A 16,012-nucleotide genomic window follows, 5' to 3' on the forward strand; every position below is an offset into this window, starting at 1 on the left:
AATATTATTTAATCCCCCCAAGATATGCGATCTCCATTCTCATCCCTTGGATAATCTCCGTTTTGCGCTCTATATTCTAGAACTGCAGTCTTGAGGCGAAACAGTACATAAGGGAAGTCGCCAGGTATATATAGTGGCTGTAAATCGGTTCCAATAACATCTATGTAAAACTGCATTTTTCCGGACGAATAGAGAATATTCATAGGTGTGAAGTATAGATCCCACCAAGACGGTTTTTTGAGCTGATCAGAAAAGGCTACTTTATACGTTGTATAAATATCATCTTTATACTGAGCGCGTTTTAACGAAGTGTCATCTTTAATACTTAACCAAATTGTCCTTGTTTGCGTTTTCAGTTGCCCGGTCCGATAGAGTATTACGTTTGCAGTAGTCGAAGCTGCTCCTTCTTTAAGTACCACTGGTCGCTGAATTTTAAAATCAACACCTTCTACAGCATTCGTACTATCATCAACTACAAGGTTAATCGCTCGATCTTCAGAACTTACCTTCCCAATTAAATCAATACGCACTTTTACCGTATCCTCAATAATATTACTTGGTTTTGTGTAGAATGTATAGAAAGATGTATCACCTGCAAACTTGACATAATCGTCACTCTCGTAACGGACATACTCTTTCTCGCAAGAGACAAAAACTGATGACGACACGGCCATAAAAACCACGTAAGTCACTATTTGTAAGGGTCTGTATAACTTTATTCTCATGACTATCTACCTCCATATTGAAATTCATTCTCGGGCATATCGAAGACATACCATTCCTTGTTCCATACGCCCCAGTCAAACAATTCGTTGAGTTGAGGTTTGCTAAGATCTTTACGCTTGCAATAATACCATAGTTGCCCATCGCCCAAAAATTCCTTCTGGTACTCTTTAAGGATTTCATTGTCTTTATTCACATTAGTCAATGAAAGTATCGACGTTATTTTTCTAGCACTTCGTACCGTATTGAGATACTCAGACGCCTCTGCAAGGTCTTCCGTGCACTCAGCGGCTATATAATACATTTCCGAAATACGAATCAATGGTATCTGTTGTTTGTACCAAATGCTATTTCCTGCATTTTGAAGATATTTTGTGGGGAAGAAATAAGTCCTACTATTTTCACTATTGACATATGCTGTGAAAAAATATTGATTTCGAATATCCTCGGTATTGTCCTCATATATCGTTGTACGATTTTGCTGGGATACGACCAATCTTGTTGCCGCAGAGCTACCTCCAGCCGTAAAATAGAGCGGTGCATAATCTTCGAGGAGTGGGTTATTTAACGCGAAGATATGTTCAGTTGTAAATGTACGGTCTCGGGCCGTATTTCCTTCAACAATGATATTTTGTGGATTTGCAACCCAAGGAAATTTTGCGGACTGAGCATCAATAGCTATACGCGCATACTTAGCAGCGTTGATTTTATCATTTTTCCAAAGGTATACACGCGCCAAGGTGGCGGCAACAGCGTAATAGTTAAAGCGGTAACGTCTGTTATGGTATGAGGAAAGTGTAGAGGATGGCGATGCAGGAGCCAATATATTATTTGGATTCTCTCCAGTACGAATAGGATCTTGATCCATGAGTGCAAGTGACTTTTGCAAATCTTCAATAATACGATCTGTCGCCTGAGTAACCGTCAATCGCTGAGTAACTATTGAGCTCAAGGTATCAACATACGGAATGGATAACGCTTGTTGATCAGATAAAAAAGAAGGCCCATACATCCGTAGGAGATCAAAGTGCAAAAAGGCTCGTAATCCCAATGCTTCACCTTTGATCAATCTGTAATTGTCTCCGGTGAAAACACTTTGACGACTGTCGATGTTCATCAGTACATTATTAAGATTGGCTATCTGACTATACAATCCTGTCCAAAAGTTATTGATAATATTTACGACAGTTTCATCCTTATTGGCATTGTTACGCTTATAAGGATAGTTAGTACGGATTTTACCATAGGCCTGCGTACCTCCATCTTGTGGAGTGTAATAGCCAGCCATCACGTCCAATACCCCAAAAGTCAACTCTCTACCATACAATTGTGTAGCATTCATACTCCCATAAACGCCGATCATTGCTTGACTAAAACCGGTTTCTGTAGAAAACACACGGTCAAATTGATCTTCGGTTATGGGTCTGACATCCATCCATTTTTGGCAAGATGAAAATGACAAAAATGTCAACAACGGAAGCATTATATATAGTTTAATATTTTTTTTCATATTCAAAAAGCTTTAAAATGTTGCATTGATCGCAAATGAAAAGTTACGTGCAAATGGATAGCTAGTACCACGCTCAATGTCAATTGAGGATAGTCTTAAGACTTCATTACTATAGACTGTAGCCCTTAAGCGCTCTAAACCTAAACGCTTCAAAAAGACTTGTGATTGGACATCATAACTTAAATTGATCGTTGAGAAATAAAACTCATTATTTCGTTGAACAAACCTTGTTGTAGGGTTTGTGAAGACCATGGCTTGGCTTCCCATTCCAACTTGCGGCGCTCTGTAAATGGCATTATCTCCAGGTTGACGCCAAGCGTCTAAAATCCGTATGTCTAGGTTGCCTTTTCCATTAATATTTTCCACGCGATCTACAAGTGTGCTGTTATACAATTTTCCTCCAAATCTGTATGTGCCTGTCAACGATAATATCAATCCTTTATAGCCCGCACTGACATTTACGTTGCCATTTAATTTGGGTTGTTGATCACCAGCTACAATTAAATCAGCGGAGGACCAAATATCTGTCAAATATCCAGCGCGATCAAGGAATACCTCATTACCATTAGCTGGATTGATACCTAATGACCGAACAGCCCAAATAGCATCCATTGACTGCCCCTGTACGAAACGTGCGACGGGCTTACTATATTTAGTTTCATTACCACCGTCCAAAATTTTGTCTACATTCTCATTGTAGGAAGTAAATGCACCAGAAAGCTTTTTTAGGACATTCTTATTCTTAGTCGCTCCAACAGCGATATTCAAAAACGACTTAGTTTCTGCATGATTAAACGCCTGATAACGGATATTGGCTTCAAAACCACTGTTCTCAACTTGGCCAATATTAGCCATATAGGTAGGAAATCCCGTTGAGGGAGCTGCCTCCATAGAAGTAACTTGGTCATTTGTTGTTTGACGATAGAAATCGACTCGAGCTGAGAATTTGCTTTCCCAAATTGCTAAATCAGCACCTGCATTATAATCCATTTTCTTTTGCCATCTCAGATCTGGATTTGGTAAAGCTGATAATACAATACCGCGTTGACCATTATATAGATTCGGAAGATATGTGCCTAAAGCCATGATTGCGCTATAGTTGCTATTTTGCGAGCCTGTGTAACCTACGGACCCCCTAATTCTTAGCTCGCTAAAACCTAGTTCTTTTATAAAAGCTTCACGATGAAAGTTGTAACTCGTACCCACCGACCAAAAGTTTCCCCAACGCGCATTAGCTCCATACTGCGAAGAACCTTGTGTACGATAAGATGCATCGATATTGAAACGTTGATCGAAGGAATAATTAAAAATACCCACTACACCAACTGTACGAGCCCAGCTATCCGAGCCCCCCGGTTTCGCTGCTCTTTGATACGATGAGGCTAAAGAAATGTCCGTAGCAAAATCGTTAGCAAATCCTTCGGCAATGAAAGAATTGTTTCTACTTTGTTGGTCATTCGTGTTTAATGTAACACTTCCCGTCAAGATATTACGGCCAATAGTATTAGTATAGTTTACACTGGTATTGGTTTCCAAATTTCGAATAGTTCCGTTTCCAGTTGTCCATTGCCCTTTGTACGGTGCCAGCTCACTATTGCTATCGTAGTTGATAAAATTGGTGTGACTGGGCGGTATAAAACGATCAGACGAATTGCGCTGTTGCGTAAAGCCTAGGCTAGCAGTGACCCTCCAGTTGTTGTCCATGCGATATTCGGCATAAAAGTTATCAACGAATTGAAGATATTTGTTTTGGTCAATTGTATTTAAACTAGCGTTGTACAATGGGTTGTAAAAAACTTCAGCGCCAGAATAAGTAGCAGTAGCGGGATAAAATCCAGCAATTTTCGCCAATTTTCCGTCCTTGTCATATGGGCTGTAATAAGGGTTTAAGCCAACATACTCCGAAAAAGAACCATAAGGAGAATTTTTACCTAAATTATTTGAATATTCTAAAGTGTTTCGAATAATCAAATTTTTGTATCGGTAAGATAATATATTGTTGATTGTGGTGGTCGTTCTATTAGAACCTTTCATTGCACCTACAATATCATTGTAATTTAATGAAGCGGAGTAGCGAAAAGCCTCATCCCCCCCATCTACATTTAGTGAGTGCTGTTGCCCGACGCCAACTTGTAAAGGTTGGGAAAGCCAATAGGTATCGACTCCTTGCAGATATACTTTTTGGTAATATTCATTGTATATACTTTCTCGGTAATTATTCACGTCAGGAAATGAGGAATTCCACATATTATGGTCCTTTTCCCATTGCAGTTTTTCTTTCGCATCCATGAGTTTATATCCTGTCAAGTCTGGAGCTTCTAAGTTTAATTTACCATTGTAATTAATACGTACCCTACCAGCCTCTGGCTGAATTGACTCGATGACCACAACGCCGTTACCCGCTTTAGCCCCGTAAATCGCCTTGGCTGTTGCATCTTTAAGTATCGTGACACTCTTAACACGATTCATATCCATATCATAAATACGTTGAACTGTAGTCTCGAAACCATCTAGTATAAATAGAGGCATATTTGGCGTTCCGTCAAACTCACCTGTCAGGTTAGGAATACTAGATTTACCGCGAAGCACTAAATCGGGCATATTGTTTGGATTAGATCCCATTTCTAGGTTTTCCATCAAACGGAATGCGGGATCGATATTCTTCAAACTTTGCAAAATATTCTGATTACCGTTTTGTAATAACTGAGCACCGGTCACCGTATTTGCGGCTCCTGTAAAAGTTTCCCGCTTACGATCGACAAATCCACTTTTGACAACCACTTCTTCCAAATCGGATAAGTGTATGCGCAGAACTATTGTCCCGACATCTGGTTTTGCATTGACCCAGGTCGCCACATATCCGATCGCCGTTACAACGATTCGTCCATCACGAGGTACACCGAGAATAGTAAATTCACCATTTTTGTCTGTAGATACCTGTGCTATTGTTTTGTCATTAAAGGCAGCATACGCAGAGACCGTAATACCAACAAGTCCATTTCCCAGCGAATCGACCACACGACCCCTTACATCTATATCACCCTGTTTATCAACACCTTCTACTTTCGAAATCTTCGCTCCTGTAGTCTTTGAAGAGGGGGAGTTGGGTCGGAGGATAATATTCCGACCTTCCTTACGATACGTCACGTTTTGATTTCTCACTATAAGATCCAAAAAATTGTCCAATGGCATATTTTTCACGTCCATAGTAATTGGCTTTAATTGCTTCAATGCAGCAGAATTCCCCGATACGGCGTAGCCAGTTTGCTTGCGTACTGCCGAAGCGATCTCGCTCAGCGATAAATCACTTCCCTTTAGGGTGACGCTTTGTGAATAACTGTTCGCGTTCACATGTAGCAGTCCCAGAAGTATAAAAAAGAAGGTTAATTTCATCACATATAAAAAGTAATGCTTTTTCATTAAATTTGTTACGGTTTGAATGAGTTAGTTAGTTTAACAATTGCAGACCATTTTAGGGGAGTGTTGGTAGCACTTCCCTTTTTTTTAAGACGCTGACCTCATACGTCTGTCAGTTAAAGGCTATCTGATATATCTTATTTTCTATAGCTGATTATTAATTTTCTGTCTGAAGTCACACGATACTTTATTTTATCACTCTCCAAAAGTCTTAAAACACTACCGAGATTTTCCGTCCGATATCCTTCTCCGAAAAACGTTTCTTCTGGTATATCGCTTTCGTAAACAATCTCCAAATTGTACCATCTTGATACGTCCTGCATGATTTCATCAAAAGTCTTTTCATGAAAACTGAACAAGCCCGATCTCCATGCCAGAGCGTTATCGACATCTATCTTTTGCACTTGAATCTCTCCTTCATTCCATACACCTTGCTGGCCAGGATTCAAAATCTTCTTCACTTTACTATTACCTGTGGCTCCTATCTCAACTCTACCCTCAATTAAAGTAGTCTTTGAAGCAGCAATGGGATACGCTTCGACATTAAAATGCGTACCTAGTACCGAAATAGTCTGCTCGGCAGTATTTACTAAAAAAGGTTTGCGAACTGGCTTGCCGCTATCCTCCGAGATCATGAACTGTGCTGCTACTTCGAAATAGCCTTCGCCTTCCAATTCAACTTCCCTTCGATCGCCTTCAAAACGCATAGGGTAACGCAGCGATGAGCCAGCATTTAGCCAAACTTTCGTCCCATCATCCAGTATAAGATGAAAGGTTGTACCCGTCGGTACTGTTAAAGTAAGCTGTAGATTACGTTTATCTTTTTGCAGTTCGCTAATAGTTGTACCATCCGTGTATTGAATTGATTTACCCATGTTGATCCCGCCGTGTTCGACATGTAATGGTACAACAGTCCCATCGGCTAACCTAATGGTAACACCCTGATCAGCCTGTGCAACGACGTCATCCAACCGCATTTGTTTATTATATAACAGAAAATCACCTTTCCACAACATTAGTATACCAAATATTAATACGGCAGCCGCATAGGGCAACCATTTTAGTATTTTGTTAGATTTAGGATTCAATCTTTGCCATACCACATCGGTATCGGCCAAAATCTCTTCCGCGGTATACTCTGGAACGTCTTGATTTCGCTGAGCATCCCATGCGTACCAACTTTCTAGAAATGCTACATCATCATCTGTCGCTTTACCTTGGCGATAGCGCTCAACAATTTTTTTAATATCCACCTTTTGCATATGATAAACTTAAGGTCAAATAGTCAGTTTAAATAGCTTTTTATTGCTAATATAATTTAAGACAAGAAAGAGGGGTGTAACAGGTAGTGAAAATTTAAAAAAAATAAAAAAATATCATAATGGATGATAAGATATGGCAATCATTACACGAGAGATGTGATAAAATGGCAACAAAACTAATTGAATAACATAATTAAATAAACTATTATCCCAAGGCGCTTACGCAAAATTTTAAGGGCATTGGTTATATGTTTACTTACTGTCTGCTCAGACAAGCCCAATCGTTGCGCAATCTCTTGATGTGTAAGGTATTCTTTTCTACTGAGCTCAAAAACTTCACGCATTTTCGGGGATAAGCGTGCTACTTCATGTTCAATTAGGGCGGTTAACTGCTTTTCTCTAATTAAATGGTCGGCGACAGGTATCTGCTCGCTTGCGTACAATTCCATAGACATCATATACTTTTCCTTCACCTCTTGATGCATAAGTTGATTCAAAGTTATATTAAGTACGGACTTATATAAAAAACCAGACAGATTTCTATTGATGGCCAAATCTCTGCGTTTAGTCCAAAGCATAGTGAAGACCTCTTGAACGACATCTTTAGCATCCTCTCTATCTTTCGTTTTTTGAAATGCATGGTGCAGCAGCGGAATAGCATAACGACGATATAGCTCGGTATAAGCATCATAATCGTCGGTTTGCACCAAAGCAACCAAATCCATATCGTTCAATCCTGTGTACATGTCGGTAGTTGATAAACAAAAATAGAAAGACAATTATACAAAAGCAACCTCTATATAAAAACAGGTTTCTTGTAATACGTTTTACATACTCGATTTAGTTTAATGATTTGCCCGATGGTCGGGAGCAGTCAGTAGATGTATATGTTAAATACATACAACCTTGAAGCGCACTCCTAGATGATGTCGCATCACTCGTATTTTAGCGTGCGCTGTTAACAATTTGAAGCTTCAAAAAAAGAATAATGCTCAGAAGCTTACCAAACGCTAATATTAACTAAATTTAGAAGATTCGTCGACCGGAAAAAATGATTATTTCAGTATCAAACAATTATATTTGCAAAGTTAATCACGATCAAAATTGGCCATCTTCAGATTAGATAATGAATTGGATTTGCTCGAAAGGGTTGCTATGAAGGATGAAGAAGCTTTCAACAAGATCTACAACTTTTATTGTGACCGGGTCTATGCTTTTTCTCGACGGATTCTGCAGAATGATTTCTTGGCCGAAGAGGTAGTGCAAGATGTATTTACAAAATTTTGGCAATACGATCAGCTTGCCGAAATTGAAGATCTGTATCTGTGGATAAGAGCCTTGGCTCGCAACCAATCCCTCAAGATCCTTCGTCGGCAGGCTGTAGAGGTTCGAGCTGGGGTTGAACTGGCCAAAACATGGGTGGAGCATGGAGATCTGCTGAACGATCAAGTAAGCTACCGAGAGACCAAACGCTTGTTGGATAAGTCTGTAAATAACCTCTCCGATCAGCAGCGAAAGGTGTACTTTCTCTGTCATGTAGAAGGACTATCCTATGAAGAAGCTGCTAAAAAGCTGGGCGTTTCTAAAAATACGCTCAAAACACACTTGAAAGCCGCATTAAAACATATTCGAAAGGACTTGCTTGCAGGGGATCGCCTGACAGCGATTTTATGTATCATGGGACTACTTCGCTAATGAATTCCTCTATTCAGTGAGGTTTTATTGATTCTTTAATAATTATTTTACATTTTCTTTGCTTTTTTTTAAAATAGACTCACCCTCGGGGATGGGGTTAGGGATCATATAGGTAAAGGGGACTATATTTATGGATAATCGTCTACGATATTTACTAGATCGCTACTGCGAGGGAAGCGTCACGGAAAGTGAGCTTGCCGAATTTTATAATATTCTAGTGCAGCGGGGAGACCATCAGGAACTAAAGGATTTGCTAGATGAAAATTTTGATCAGCAATCCATTTCATCTATCCCACTAGATCGTAAAGAGTTTATTCGAGGTCTGATCGTGAATTCTGGTAAACCTAAGGCAAGGAGGCTTGTATTTAATCATTTCTTTCGGTATGCTGCCGCAGTGCTGATCTTGGCAAGTGCTATTGGCACTTATTACTGGCAGCGCGAGGCTATGGAAATCGAAGTCGTACCTTCTACAGTATCGCGGTTTTCAAATAAGACCTTGAATCTTCCGGACGGGACGGTTGTTATCCTGAAAAAGGATGCAACTTTGCAGTTGGGAAGTACATTTGGTACAACCGATAGGGCTGTATTTCTTCGCGGAGAAGCATATTTCAGCGTAGCCAAAGATAGCGTACATTCCTTTGTTGTTAATACCCCGCATGGTATAGCAGCACGAGTGCTCGGTACTAAATTTAATGTCAGGGCTGATTCGGATAAGCAAGTGGAAGTAACCGTGAGCGAGGGACGTGTACAGGTCGAATCTGGTAAAAGGGTCTTAAAAGTACTGGGCGCGGATCAGCAGTTAGTTTATTCAACACAAGACCATCGATTTGCAGAGAAAAAGGTCGACGCCTCAAAAATTGTTTCTTGGCAAACAAAGGACTTGTACTTCAATGATTTAACCCTAAACCAAGTCGCTAAAATATTAGAGGAAAAGTACCAGATCGCTATTCATATAAAGGACGCCAAACTTGGCGCTGAGCGTGTCTCGGCAACCTTCCTGGAAGATGAATCCTTGGAAGATGTTCTCCATGTACTCTGCTCATTTTTAAATGCTTCCTACAAAAAGGGCATCCATAATGAAATTATAATCACCAAGTAGTACCGCGCGATGTTGATGGTGCATGTCATAGTAAGAAAGGAGAATAAAAGACCGGCTTATCCAAAAAAATAATAAACATGCAGGGCTAGGCTCTGGATGAAAAATGCCTGGACCCGGGTGCAACCAGATCACAGGCTTGTGTTTTAAAATCTTACCAATCATTTAAAACTTTACTAAAATATGAATTTTTTTCGGGGAATTGTTCCCCCAAGTTTACTGTATAAAATTATGCGAATCAGCATATTAATAAATCTCGTGATGTTGACAGGTCTGCAGTTGTATGCCACGGAGATTCGTGGACAGCGATTAGATCAGACCAACGTAAAAGTATCGCTTTCAAACAGCGATCTACAATCGGCACTTGAGCAAATAGAGCACACAACTGCTTTTCGTTTTGTTTATAGAAACGATGATATCAAGAAATTTAAGGGACTGACGTTGCCGTCCGCAACGCGAACGGTCAGCCAAACGCTTGCACTTTTGTTGCAGGATACAGATATAGAATACACCCAGATGGGATCCAAAGTGCTGCTGCGCAGGACTGACAAACCATCGATTGAAAGCGAGCAGCGTTTCATCGATGTAACCGGTTCGGTACGAGATTCCTTGGGCAATCCACTCGCAGGGGCAAGTATATTGATTATGGGAAGCAACCGAGGTGTATCTTCGGATGCACGCGGACGATTTTCATTCTCCCAAGTGGCAGATAACGCTAATCTATATTTTAAATTGATAGGCTATGAGGACAGGGTGCTACAGGTGGGAACTTCGATGGACGTTACACTAAAATCACAGAGTGGCACTCTTGAAGAGGTTATCGTTAGCACTGGCTACCAAAAGATCAGTAAAGAGCAGGTTACCGGCTCTGTCGTCAGTCTTGGCGCCGAAGAACTGGAAAAGCGAAATGTTGTCAATATACTGGATAATCTCGAAGGTCGTGTCCCAGGCCTTACGCGCTATAATGGGGCAACCACCATTCGTGGGATTTCAACCATGCGGGCAAATGCCGATGTTCTTATTGTTGTTGACGGATATCCTCTTGAGGGAGGGATCGAAAATATTAACCCTTTTGATGTAGAGCGTATCACCGTACTCAAGGATGCTGCCGCCACGGCAATCTATGGAGCGCGGGCAACGAATGGGGTTATTGTAGTAGATACCAAGAAGGCTAAACAGATCGGGCGTACGCAAGTTGATCTCACTAGCAACATCACTGTGTCGCAGAAGCCTGATTACGGCAATTACCACTATATGTCTGCCGCCGAGCAGGTGCAATGGGAGCGCTCCTACGCTGATTTTTATTTTAATGGTACCGGAAGCGGTTCAGCAGACCCGATTGCGGCATTCGAATCGAACGTTGAGGCAGGTTTGCCGATTACGGGTGTGCAATATGCCTATTATGAGTTTCAAAAAGGACTAATATCCTCTCAAGAGCTTGAACAACGCTTGGCCGATTTTAGCCAAAATAATTTCTTTGACGAGTATAAACGTTATGCCCTTCGCAATGAAATTACGCAGCAGTATAATGTCGGTATCCGTACGGCCTCGGACCGATCCAATTCAAACTTGGTGGTCAATTATACAGGCAACAATGCGGGAATTATCAATGCATTTGATAGGCGATTGAATATTTCATTTAAAGGGGGATACAGAATTGCAGACTGGATAGATGCCAATTACGGTATCAACGCCATTTTAGGCAATGCACGTAGCCATAACAACCAAAGTGCAACAACGCCTTTTAATGTTCCTGCCTACTACAGTATGTTTGGCGATGATGGGCAACGCGTTGCGTATGCATTGGATGAATTTAATGTCTACAGCTCTTATAATGAACTTTTTGCAGCGCAGCCAGCGCTATACGAAATGGGATTTAACCACCTTGATGAGCTTGAACGAGATTTTAATGATAGAAAATTGCGTAACACCAGATACTTTGTTGATCTAGATATAAAACCATTTAAAGGTTTGTCGATTAAGCCCCAGTTCCAATATGAAGATAATCGATCCGAGTCAAGTATTTATTCGGAGGAGGATAGCTATGCCATGCGTCGACTGATCAATGCCTATACCATTCAAAATGCAAACGGCACCTATTCCAATTTAATTCCTGCTGCCGGAAGATTAAGAAATAGCTTTACCAATGGGCCTAGCTACACCGCTCGCTTGCAGGCTGCCTTTGACCGTACTTTTGGCGACCATACGGTATTTGCAATCGGCGGTGGAGAGTTTCGCGAGGTGGGAGCCATTACCCGCTCAAGTCTGCTTTTTGGATACGACGATCAGCTACAATCCCAAGCGAACACATCACTAAATTTTGTAGCTTTGCGCGCACATACCACTAACTTTTGGGGAGCGAGGATTTACCCGAATGCACTTTTTGGTTCGGATATTTCTGGTTTTACGACCGAAGATATCAAGAACCGGTTTGCATCGGCATACGGTAACATTACCTACACCTATAAGCGTAGGTATAATCTATTTGGATCGATCAGGAAAGATTATGCTAACGTTTTTGGACTGGACAAGGCGTATCGTGGACGTCCGCTGTGGTCTGTGGGTGGATCTTGGAATGTGACCAATGAGCCTTTTATGTCGCAAGTCGACTTCCTAAATAACTTAAAAATACGCGCAACATACGGGATCACCGGAAATATCTCCAGTACGACGACCTCACGACTAACCGCAAACATTTTGGGAACTAATCCCTTGAGCGCTCAGCCCATTGCTACGATTGTAACCCCTCCCAACGAAAAACTTCGCTGGGAGAAAACTGCGACAACAAATTTTGGCGTAGATTTTAGCCTATTTCAGAATAGGTTGAGAGGAACATTGGACTATTACAGAAAGGAAGGTACTGATCTTTTCGCAACGACGCGATTGGATGCGACAATTGGTTTCACACAGATGGTGATTAACAATGGAGATATGGTAAACGATGGTCTGGAAGGGTCTCTGAGCTATGATTGGTTCCGCGCGCGCACGGGACGGAGTTTTCGCTGGTCTTCGACTGTGAACTTCGGATACAATAAAAACAGGATCACTTTTGTTGACGAACTTGTCACCAACCCGGCCGTGCTTGCCGGATCTAATACGTTCACCATAGGAAATCCCGTCAACTCGTTGTATTCTTATCAATTCCGGGGGTTGGATGAAACAGGACTACCATTGTGGCTGCTGCCGGACGGCTCATTGGTAACCACTAGTTTAAATAACGGCGATATTAACGCCGTCGTGTTTTCTGGAGGAGCTAACCCAGTGACAAATCTAGCATTAAACAACGAGGTGGCCTATAAAGGTTGGTCGTTGAATGTATTTATGATGTACTATGGAGGTCACTACCTGCGCGACAATCCTCCAAGGATATATCGAGAATTGATCTACGGCGCCGCGCCCAGTTACTTGTTGGATAGTTGGACACCTGAAAATACCGATACCGACATTCCTGCTTTCGGTGAATACTATCAGGCGGCATCCATTAACAATGCGCTACTGTTTGCGGATAGGTGGGTGAAAAAAGCTGACTTTTTTAGGGTGCGTACTATAGCCCTAGGCTACACATTGCCCAAATTGGTATCAAACACGCTTAAGGTAGATAACATCAAGCTACGTTTTCAGGTAGACAACCCCAATCTGATCTGGACAAAAGTGCCGTTGGATATAGACTCTGAAACCCGCGGTCTACGCACTCCTACAAATTATGTTTTTGGTCTAAACCTAACTTTTTAAGGTATGAAAATAATTAATAGATTATTAATGGTAATCCTTTGCGCGGTTTCCATGAACTCTTGTGATCGCTACACAGATCTGACGCCAAAAGGAAAAAATCTACTGCTGAATGTAGATGATCTGGATTACTTACTGAATGTTAATCTTTCCGCATCCACAGCATTCTACATGCAAAATTTGCCGGCCTTGACAAATGATATGTACCTGACAACGGTAAGCAATATCCTAGCAAATAACCAAACGATGAATTATGCGATCCTGACCTATGATGAAACGCTCAATAGGGCGGATCTTCAGAAAACCGACTTGGTTTATGAGCAGCTTTACGCGCTGATCAGCTCCCGTCTAAATGTCCTTTTGGATCAGGTAGACAATGCAGAGGGAGATGTTTTAAAGGGGAAGCGCCTTAAAGCCGAAGCATTGACGTTACGCGCATTTCTGCATTACTTGGTTGTCAATATTTATGCGAAAGCCTATGATCCTGCTACAGCCGCACGCGAGGGCGGCATTGCATATATGGACAAATTGGATTTTGAAAACTTGCCGCAAAAAAGCACGGTGGAGGAAGTTTATCAAAAGATTTTGACGGATTTAAGGCTGGCCGAAGAGCTTGATGCCCTGCATGATCTACCTCAAGTAGTAACGCGACCGAGCAAGGCTTTTCTTTACGCGGTTAAGGCAGAGGTCTTTAGAACAATGCGACGTTACGAGGACGCAATTGTTGCTGCGGACAAGGCTTTGACATATAACAATAATTTAGAAGATCATCGACCGTTTATCGCTACAGGTATTGCCGTACGCACAAACCGGACTGCAAGCGATAACATTTTGCTCGCGGCAGATAAGTTGAATAATCCGACATTTAGGGTTGTATCTATAGAAGTTATGGAGAAATATTTCGAAAAAGGGTATATCTTAAAGGATTACACTTCAACCTATTCTTATACTACCGGGGGCGTAAATTATAGTGAACTTAATGGAACACAGTTCGCTTTTGCTGGGGCGCTCATGTTTTATGCAAATGGCTATCAGCAGAATGCCGCGGGAATGACGGTTTCAGACCTGTACTTTATAAAAGCCGAGTCGCTGATTCGGTTGGGACGTTATGTTGATGCAATGACCCTTCTAAATTATGTTAAAGAAAGGCGTTTTCATCCCAGCGATTATGTGCCCTATGTGGCAACTGATGAACAACAGGCGATGGCTGTCTTTAAGAAGTTATCCCGACTGGAATTTCTATTTACGTGGAAAAACTATGTGAATATCAAACGGTGGAACACCGAGGATCGCTATAAGGAAACGATTACTCGAACTATAAATGGAAAAGTGTATAGTTTGTCCCCCCAGTCTCCTCTTTGGATATTTCCATTCCCGCAGAGCGTAACAAACTATAATACAAATATGACCCAAAATTATTAAAGAAGAATTATTATGAATAGAAAATATCTAATCGTACATATCATGTTGCTTTTGCTCTTATCATATGCTGAGTCATTTGCGCAAAAAATTAAAACAGGTGAGTATTCCCTGAGCGGAAATTTCAAAGCACTTGATGGTTACACCGGAAAGGTTTATATGTATGGGCGTACGCTAGATCAGGAAATATTCCGAGATTCCGTTCAGGTTCAAGGTGGGAAATTTCATTTTTCAGGTAAACTGGATGAGCCCATGCGGGTCTCTATTTATAGTGAGAAAACCGAAAGATTTCCAAACCAGATTGCTTTTAATGTGTATTTAGAAAATAGTAGAATTGTGGTTTCTGACGAGAAAGGTGTTAAAATTGTTGGAGCTAGACTACAAACCGAAAGTGATTCCATTAATCGCTATTTGAAAGCTAAAAGTGGTTTAGACACAATCAGCGCGGCCTACCAACATGCACTATCTGCGAAGGATTCTGTGACTATGGCAAATATGGTAACGATGCATGCTCGTGCGTTAACTACTTATAAGAAACTTTTAGTTGATGTCATACAGGATAATAAATCAAACTATTTGACTTTGGATATGTTGGCCGATCTCATCAGCAGTAGAGAGGAAGAAGATGTTAAAACAGCAAAGGCATTATTTATAACTTTGTCCCCATCAGTGCGGGAAACTAAACGTGGACAGCTACTTTCGGAAACTATAGCGTTTCATGAAAAAGGCTATATTATAGGTAAACCTGCAGGAGAGTTCCTGATGACCGATAAGGACGGGAAGGATGTTAAGTTGTCTGATTATCACGGAAAATATGTTCTGCTGGAATTCTGGGCATCTTGGTGTAAACCATGTCGTGCGGAGAACCCAAATTTAATCAAAGCATATCATGCCTTCAAGGCGAAGGGATTTGATATCCTCGCGGTTTCCATTGATACAGACCGAACGCGTTGGATTAAAGCTATTCAAGAAGATGACCTACCTTGGACCCACGTAAGCGATTTGGCTAAGAAGAATGCTGCAGCCACGCAGTTTGGTGTTGATGCAATTCCATCTAATTTCTTAATTGCCCCCAATGGTACCGTAATAGCGCGCAATTTACGCGGCGAAAAACTACAGGAGAAACTGTTAGAATTGCTTTGATTGCTGTAGGTGATCTAT

The 16,012-nt window shown here is 41.2% G+C and carries 10 protein-coding genes; 5 read left to right on the top strand and 5 right to left on the bottom strand.

The genetic code is table 11. From position 1 onward, the window contains the following. Nucleotides 1-8: 8 nt before the first annotated feature. The 5 genes from SCB77_RS03210 to SCB77_RS03230 form a co-directional block, all read right to left on the bottom strand. Nucleotides 9-725, bottom strand: coding sequence for a DUF4843 domain-containing protein (locus tag SCB77_RS03210; RefSeq protein ID WP_320184984.1), 717 nt, complete (start codon nt 723-725; stop codon nt 9-11). 2 nt (nt 726-727) lie between these two features. Continuing rightward, nucleotides 728-2,233 carry a RagB/SusD family nutrient uptake outer membrane protein gene (locus SCB77_RS03215; RefSeq protein WP_320184985.1) on the bottom strand — a complete coding sequence of 502 codons (1,506 nt, stop codon included), beginning with the start codon at nt 2,231-2,233 and terminating at the stop codon, nt 728-730. A 12-nt stretch (nt 2,234-2,245) separates the two neighbouring features. Continuing rightward, nucleotides 2,246-5,653 (bottom strand): SusC/RagA family TonB-linked outer membrane protein, encoded by a 3,408-nt coding sequence (locus tag SCB77_RS03220; protein ID WP_320184986.1) that lies wholly within the window; start codon nt 5,651-5,653, stop codon nt 2,246-2,248. Between the two features lie 134 nt (nt 5,654-5,787). Continuing rightward, complete coding sequence (locus SCB77_RS03225; RefSeq protein ID WP_320184987.1) at nt 5,788-6,912, bottom strand: FecR family protein; 1,125 nt, start codon at nt 6,910-6,912, stop codon at nt 5,788-5,790. Nucleotides 6,913-7,088: 176 nt separating this feature from the next. Continuing rightward, nucleotides 7,089-7,658, bottom strand: a complete 570-nt coding sequence (locus tag SCB77_RS03230; protein WP_320184988.1) for an RNA polymerase sigma-70 factor — start codon at nt 7,656-7,658, stop codon at nt 7,089-7,091. A gap of 391 nt (nt 7,659-8,049) precedes the next feature. Here SCB77_RS03230 and SCB77_RS03235 point away from each other — a divergent pair, with 391 nt between their 5' ends. The 5 genes from SCB77_RS03235 (at nt 8,050) to SCB77_RS03255 (ending at nt 15,994) form a co-directional block, all read left to right on the top strand. Further along, on the top strand, nt 8,050-8,607 hold the full coding sequence (locus SCB77_RS03235; protein ID WP_320186605.1) for an RNA polymerase sigma factor: 558 nt from the start codon (nt 8,050-8,052) through the stop codon (nt 8,605-8,607). A 130-nt stretch (nt 8,608-8,737) separates the two neighbouring features. Further along, nucleotides 8,738-9,706 carry a FecR family protein gene (locus tag SCB77_RS03240; protein ID WP_320184989.1) on the top strand — a complete coding sequence of 323 codons (969 nt, stop codon included), beginning with the start codon at nt 8,738-8,740 and terminating at the stop codon, nt 9,704-9,706. 228 nt (nt 9,707-9,934) lie between these two features. Continuing rightward, nucleotides 9,935-13,435 (top strand): SusC/RagA family TonB-linked outer membrane protein, encoded by a 3,501-nt coding sequence (locus SCB77_RS03245; protein WP_320184990.1) that lies wholly within the window; start codon nt 9,935-9,937, stop codon nt 13,433-13,435. Between the two features lie 3 nt (nt 13,436-13,438). After that, nucleotides 13,439-14,854 carry a RagB/SusD family nutrient uptake outer membrane protein gene (locus SCB77_RS03250; protein WP_320184991.1) on the top strand — a complete coding sequence of 472 codons (1,416 nt, stop codon included), beginning with the start codon at nt 13,439-13,441 and terminating at the stop codon, nt 14,852-14,854. A gap of 12 nt (nt 14,855-14,866) precedes the next feature. Next, on the top strand, nt 14,867-15,994 hold the full coding sequence (locus SCB77_RS03255) for a TlpA disulfide reductase family protein (protein ID WP_320184992.1): 1,128 nt from the start codon (nt 14,867-14,869) through the stop codon (nt 15,992-15,994). Nucleotides 15,995-16,012 lie beyond the last annotated feature (18 nt).

The sequence above is a fragment of the Sphingobacterium bambusae genome (assembly GCF_033955345.1).
In the GTDB taxonomy this organism is placed as follows: Bacteria; Bacteroidota; Bacteroidia; order Sphingobacteriales; family Sphingobacteriaceae; genus Sphingobacterium; species Sphingobacterium bambusae.